This window comes from Streptomyces sp. BF23-19, assembly GCF_041106355.1.
Lineage (GTDB): Bacteria > Actinomycetota > Actinomycetes > Streptomycetales > Streptomycetaceae > Streptomyces > Streptomyces virginiae_A.
Genome location: NZ_JBGBPT010000041.1, coordinates 64,793 through 71,831 on the forward strand (window position 1 = coordinate 64,793; position 7,039 = coordinate 71,831).

Annotated in this window: 3 protein-coding genes and 1 pseudogene; all 4 read left to right on the forward strand. The window is 74.3% G+C overall.

What is annotated here, in order from left to right:
* On the forward strand, positions 1 to 2,269 hold a 2,269-nt coding region (locus tag AB8A24_RS23210; protein WP_369477443.1), incomplete at its 5' end, for a protein kinase.
* A 78-nt stretch (positions 2,270 to 2,347) separates the two neighbouring features.
* The gene (locus AB8A24_RS23215) at positions 2,348 to 4,891 is read left to right on the forward strand and encodes a protein kinase (protein ID WP_369477445.1); all 2,544 of its coding nucleotides are present in this window, start codon (positions 2,348 to 2,350) and stop codon (positions 4,889 to 4,891) included.
* 125 nt (positions 4,892 to 5,016) lie between these two features.
* Positions 5,017 to 6,666: a protein kinase gene (locus AB8A24_RS23220; protein ID WP_369477447.1), complete on the forward strand. Its 1,650-nt coding sequence runs from the start codon at positions 5,017 to 5,019 to the stop codon at positions 6,664 to 6,666.
* A 93-nt stretch (positions 6,667 to 6,759) separates the two neighbouring features.
* Positions 6,760 to 7,039: pseudogene (gene gabD2 / locus AB8A24_RS23225) on the forward strand (succinic semialdehyde dehydrogenase); the annotation flags it as partial.

Genomic DNA, 7,039 nt, shown 5'->3' on the forward strand with positions numbered 1-7,039 from the left:
CGCGGACGCGAAGCCCGCGGACGCGAAGCCCGCGGACGCGAAGCCCGCGGACGCGAAGCCCGCGGACGCGAAGCCCGCGGACGCGAAGCCCGATGCCGAGCCCGCGTCGGCGAAGTCGGGGCCGGGCAAGGCCGAGGCGGAGCCCGCGGATGCCGTGCCCGCCGATGTGCCTGCGGCGAAGGTCGCGTTGGGCAAGACCGACGGGTCGTCCGCGGCGGAGCCGGTCGAGGCGAAGCCCGCGTCCAAGCCCGCGGCCAAGCCGGCGACGAAGCCCAATCCCGTCGTCGAGAAGGCCGATGCCATGGCCGCCGCCGTCAAGGCCGCCGCGGCCAAGGCCGCCGAGGGCGGACAGGACGAGGGACGGCTGCTGGCCGGGCGGTACCGGCTGAGCGCGGTGCTCGGCAAGGGCGGGATGGGTACCGTCTGGCGGGCCCAGGACGAGACCCTGGGCCGGACCGTCGCCGTCAAGGAACTCCGCTTCAGCACCGGGGTCGACGAGGACGAGAAGCGACGCCTCATCACCCGGACCCTGCGCGAGGCCAAGGCCATCGCCCGGATCCGCAGCGGCGGCGCCGTCACCGTCTACGACGTCGTCGACGAGGACGGCCGGCCGTGGATCGTCATGGAGCTCATCGAGGGCCCCTCGCTCGCCGAGTTCATACGCGAGAACGGCCCCCTGACCCCGCACCGCGCGGCCGAGGTCGGCCTCGCGGTGCTCGACGTGCTGCGCGCCGCCCACGGCCAGGGCATCCTGCACCGCGACGTGAAGCCGTCCAACGTCCTCATCGCCGGCAACGGCCGCGTCGTCCTCACCGACTTCGGCATCGCCCAGGTCGAGGGCGACCCCTCCGTCACCTCCACCGGCATGCTCGTCGGCGCGCCCTCCTACATCTCCCCCGAGCGCGCCCGCGGTCACAAGCCCGGCCCGCCCGCCGACATGTGGTCGCTCGGCGGCCTGCTGTACGCCTCCGTCGAGGGAGTGCCCCCGTACGACAAGGGGTCCGCGCTCGCCACCCTGACCGCGGTGATGACCGAGCCGGTGGATCCGCCGAAGAACGCGGGTCCGCTGACCGAGGTCATCTACGGTCTGCTCGCCAAGGACCCGACCCACCGGCTCGACGACGCCCGCACCCGGGCGATGCTGGGCGCCGTCCTCGCGGCACCCGAGCCCGCGCCGGCTCCCGTGGCGGCTCCGGCGGCCGAGGAGACCCGGCAGATCTCGCTGGCCGACGCCAAGGAGGCCGTGGAGAAGGCCGCCGCGGACAAGGCGGAGAAGGCGGCCGAGCGCGCGGCGAAGAAGGAACGCGAGCGGCGCGAGCGCGAGCAGCGCGAACGTGCCCGCGCCGCGCTGAAGGCCGCCCGCAAGGCGGCGACGGCCGCGGCCGCCACCACGGCCGTCTCCGCCGCGGAGCCGCCGACCTCCAAGCCGTCCCCCGTCAAGGCCCCGCTCACGGACGTCATGCAGCGTCGCACCATCGTGCTCGCGGCGGCGGCCCTGGTCGTGGTGCTGGCGGTCGTCGGCTCCCTCATCGCCTACGCCTTCAGCGACGACGACAAGAAGACCAAGGACGAGAGCAAGGGCGGCAACGGCAAGCCCACTCCGGCGGCTTCGGCCCCGAAGGACCCGGGCACCGGCGGGGCCGGGGGCACCTCCCCGAAGCCCTCCGGGAACACCGGCGAGACCGGCGGCAACGCCAACGGCACCGCGGGTACCGGTGCGAGCGCAGGCACCGGCACCGGCGCCGGCGGGCAGCAGACCCCGGCCGCGAGCCAGGGTCAGGGCGCCACGTCCGGCGGCGCCGGCGGCGCTCTTCCCCCAGGCTTCTTCGTGGAGCGGAATTTCGGCTTCCACTTCACCATGGCGATGCCCGAGGGCTTCAAGCAGACGGCCACAGCCGGTGAGAACTCCGGCGGCATATACAGCCGTGACGGCGGATTCCCGCGGATCCAGGTCGACTACACCGACAAGCCGGGCGACGACGCGCGCCTCGCATGGGTCAAGTCGGCCCCCGCGGTGGCGGGCAGCAGCACGAACTACCGGCCGATCCGCATCGACACGGTGGACTACCGGGGCTACCCGACCGTCGCCGACTGGGAGTTCGAGCGCGAGCAGAAGGGCATCAGGGTCCGGGTGCTCAACCGCGGGTTCAAGCTGGACGCGACGCACGGCTACGCCATCATGATCAGCTGCGCCGCCGACCAGTGGGACGGCGCCGAGTGCACCCAGATGCGCAACGTCGCCTTCGAGACCTTCCAGCCGCTCGGCTGACCTCGGGACGCGGGCGGCCCTGGCGACGTATCGTGTCAGAGGGGCCATGGGGAGCCCGCCGCACTCGGGGGAGGCGATGTGGAGGAGTACGCGGGCCGGATCCTGGCCGGCCGCTACCGCCTGCCCCTGCCGCCGTCCGACGAGTACGAACTGATAGAGACCCGCGCCTTTGACACCCGCAGCGGGCAGGAAGTCCTGGTACGGCAGGTGCCGTTGCCGGAGGTCGTGGACGCCGAGCTGCTGGACGGGCCGCGGGCCGTCCCGGCGGCGCGCCGCTCGCCCGCAGATCTGCCGGCCGTGCGCCGCGCCATCGAGGCGGCGCAGGCGGCGGCTTCGATCCCGGACCACCCCCGGCTGGACCAGGTCTTCGACGTGTTCGCCGAGGGTGACTCGCTGTGGATAGTGAGCGAACTCGTCCCGGCCAGGCCGCTGGCCGCGCTGATAGCCGATGAACCCCTGAGCCCGTACCGGGCCGCCGAGGTGGCCTCGGACGTGCTGACCGCGCTGCGGGTGCTGCACGCGCACGGCTGGACGCACCGGAACATCACCGTCCGGACGGTGTTGGTGTGCGAGGACGGTCGCGTCGTGCTGACGGGCCTCGCGGCGGGCGCGGCGGAGGAGGCCCTGTGCGGGTACGACCCCGTCCCGAGCGCCGAGGACACCGGCGGCGGAGCGGGGTGGGGTACCGCCCCGGCTCCCGCCCCCGCCCCGGTCCCGACGCCGCCCCCGGTCGCCGTTTCCCCGCCGGTCCCGCCCCCGCGTCCGGCCCCGGACCCGTTCCCGGTCCCGGACCCGACTCCGCCCGCCGCCGGACCGGTGGAGGTCACGTACGCGCCGCTCGTGGCCCCCGGATACGACACCGGGCCGCGGTACACCGATCACATCACCCCCGATCGCCCGCAGGACCGCCCCGAACTCCAGGCGGCCGCGCGGGCCGGGGTCGTCGCCGCCTACCGGGCCGGGGCGCGGGCGGCCGCCGCCCGGGTGGTCGAGGAGCGCCGGGCCGAGACGGCCGGCGAGGTCGAGTCCGGCGGCTCACCGGAGCGCCGGCCCGAGGGGTCGTCCCTCCCGCAGGGGTACTCGTACCCGTACGGCGGCCCGGAGTCCGGCGCCGCCGCCCCCTGGCACGGTGCGACCCCCCGCCGGGCGGAACTACCCCCGGCCGCTCCCGAGTCGGAGCCCGAGCCGACCCCCGAGCCCCTGCCGCCGCACGCCGCAGTCCAGCCGCACCCGGATCCGCACCCGCACCCGGATCCGCACCCGCACCCGGATCCGGAGCCCGATCAGGCGCAGCCCGAGCGCCCCGCCCTGCCCGCCCGAATCGCCCTGCCCCAGGGCTACCGGCAGGCCGAGGTGCCGACCCGGGCCGCCCCCGACCAGCCGCAGCCCACCGGCACCGGCACCGGCACCGGCACCGGCACCGGTTGGTCCGGCCCCCGGACCGGTCTGGACGCCGAGCGCGCGCGGCAGACCCGGATGGCCGTCGTCGGCGCCGTCACCGAGCGGTGGGCCCCCGAGCAGGCCGGCCCCGTGCACGGGCACTGGCAGCTCGCCGCCCCCGTCGGGCCCGCCACCGACCTGTGGGCGCTCGGGGCGCTGCTCTACCGCGCCGTCCAGGGGCACGCCCCGTACCCGGAGGACAGCGTCGCCGAGCTGGTCGAGATGGTGTGCGCGGAACCGCCCGCCTTCGCCGAGGAATGCGGGGCGCTGCGGCCGGTCGTGGAGTCGCTGCTGCGCCAGGACCCCACCGAACGGCCCGACTTCGAGGAGCTGCGCGGCTGGCTGCGCTCGCTCGTACGGTCCGCGCCCGAGCCGGACGCCGGGTTCGGGATGCTTCCGATGCCGGAGCCGGATCCGGCGCGGCTGCCCGTCGTACGCCGCCGCGGTGAGGTCCACGGGCGGCACCGCAATCCCTCGGCCCCGCGCAAGCCGCGCGCCCTCGGCCGGTCCCTGCTCGTCGGGATCCTGGCCCTCCTCGCCGGCGGGGTGGCGTACGCGATGCTGTTCATGCCGCGGGCCGCCGATCAGGAGCCCGCGGGCGATGCCCGGGGCAGCACCGCGCAGGCACCGGCGAAGCCGAGCCCCTCCCAGGTCCCTACGGGCACGCCCGAGTCCAAGTCCGCCCCGCAGACGAGCGCGCCCGCCGAATCGCAGGCCGCCCCGGCCCCCGCCCCGGCCGGTTACACCACCCAGCAGGACCCGGAGCACTTCGAGATCGCCGTGCCCAACGGCTGGGAGCGTCGCGGAATCAACGAGTCCGGTCAGGTCCGGTACACCGACGGGCAGTTCGTGCTGACCGTCGTCCCCGGCCGCGACAAGGTTCAGGGCAATCCGGATCCGGCGGCGTACCAGAAGGACAAGGAGCCGGAACTGACCCCGTACCGGACCTCCACCTGGTCGACCGTCGGCGATGTGAAGACCACCAAGGTGGGTCAGCAACTGCGCGCGACGGGCCGGTACACGTGGATCGACGGCACCGGTCGCAACGTCTTCGCCCGCAACTACGTCGTGGCGCTGGGCGGTAGCTACCACGTCGTCCTCGTCACCGGTCCGGAGGACGAACAGACCAAGGTCACCGAAGTCTTCGAAAAGGCCACGGCGAGTTACAAGGCGGGCGGTTGAACGGATACTGACGACTGATCAGTACGGCGATTGCGTCACAGTGCCGTCTTTCGGCGCCCGGGCGGTTCCGGCAGCCCCTCCGGGATCCGTAATCTGGCCTGAAGTGCAGAGAGCGGCGGGATTTCGTGGAACAGCAGACAGGTGGGGGCGATGTGCTGGCGGGCCGGTACCGGCTCGTCGAGCCGATCGGCCGGGGCGGCATGGGCAAGGTGTGGCGTGCGCATGACGAGCTGCTGCACAGGACCGTCGCCGTCAAGGAACTGACGGCGGGTCTGTACGTGGCCCAGGCCGACCGGGACGTCATGCACGCCCGGACGCAGAAGGAGGCCCGGGCCGCGGCCCGGATCCAGCACCCGGCGGTCGTCACCGTCCATGACGTCCTCGAGCACGACGACCGGCCGTGGATCGTCATGGAGTACATCGACGGGCCCTCCCTCGCGGACGCGGCCAAGGCCGCCGGGCGGATCGAGCCCCGCGAGGCGGCCCGGATCGGGCTGCACGTGCTGGGCGCGCTGCGCGCCGCGCACGCGGTCGGCGTCCTGCACCGCGACGTGAAGCCGGGCAACGTGCTGCTGGCCAGGGACGGTCGGGTGCTGCTCACGGACTTCGGGATCGCCGCGATCGAGGGCGACTCGTCCATCACGCGCACCGGCGAGATCGTCGGCTCCATCGACTACCTGGCTCCCGAGCGCGTCACCGGCGGGCGCCCCGACCCGTCCTCGGACCTGTGGTCGCTCGGCGCCACCCTCTTCACGGCGGTGGAGGCCCGGTCCCCGTTCCGCCGCACCTCACCCATCTCCAGCCTGCAGGCCGTGGTCAACGACGAGCCGCCGGCGCTGCGCCAGGCCGGAGCGCTCGGGCCGATCATCACCGCCCTGCTGCGCAAGGACCCGACGGAGCGCCCCTCGGCCGCGGAGGCCGAGCGGATGCTGCTGGAGGCGATGGAGGGCCGCGAGCCGAAGGCCGCGCAGGCGTACGTGCCCACCCGCGCGGTGACCTCGGAGGAACTCGCCCCGGCGCAGGAGCCGGCCGAAGCACCGGCGCCGCAGGGCGAGGTCGGGCAGACGACCGCGCTGCCGGAGCCCCCCACCCGCCCGCCCACGGCGGCGACGGTGGCCTCCTCGGCCGACCCGGCCCGGGGCTGGGGCGGGCGCGCCGTGGTCGTGGCCCTGGTGGCGGCGCTGCTCGGCGGGGGCGGGGTGTTCGGGGTGCTCAAGTACACCGGGGACCCGGGCAAGGAGGGTGACCCGGACAAGGCCGCCAGCTCGACCGGCGGACAGTCGGGCGACGACGGGAAGCCGCAGGCGGCGACCCCGCCGGCCGGCTACAACAGGGTCACCGACCCCATCGCCGGCTTCACGCTGTTCGTCCCGGAGGGCTGGAAGCGCCAGGCGAACGGCGACCAGATCGACTACACCCCTGACGACGGGAAGCACTTCATCCGGATCGCCGCCGATCCCAGCCCGGACTACAAGGACCCGTACGCGCACCTGCTGGACCTGGAGCAGCAGGTGGCGAAGCGGACGGACTACAAGAAGCACCAGCTGAACCAGAACACCTTCCAGGGCAGCACCCGGGCCGCGCTCTGGGACTTCAGCTGGACGGAGAAGCAGAACCACCCCGGTCCGCGCAGGGCCAGGGAGCAGATGTACGTCGCCCCGGACGAGACGGAGTACGCGATCTACATGTCGAGCCCGGTCGCCGACTGGGACAAGGCCCGTCAGCAGTTCGACATCGTGCTCAGCGGCTGGGAGCCGCCCGCCAAGAAGTCCTGATCCCGGCATCCTGCCAGCGATCGCTGGCGGAAATGACAAAATCCGGTTACCGGCGGGTACCCAAAGGCTGTCGGGCGCAATACGCTCACCGGCATGACGGACTCGCAGGCACCCGCCGCCCCCCTCCGGACCGCACCGGAGCCCACCAACCCGGTCGCCCCGGCCCCGGCCGGTGCCCGCACCGCCGCCGAGGTGGTGACCCCCGACCTGGTCGCCCGGCTGACCCGCGGAGTGATCGGATCCGGCCGCACCGCCAACCACACCCCCTTCACCGGGGACCGGCTGGCGGAGCTCCCGGAGGCCACCCCCGAGGACGTGGCCGAGGCCTTCGACCGGGCCCCCGACACGGTGGGCGCCTGGGCCGACGAGTACC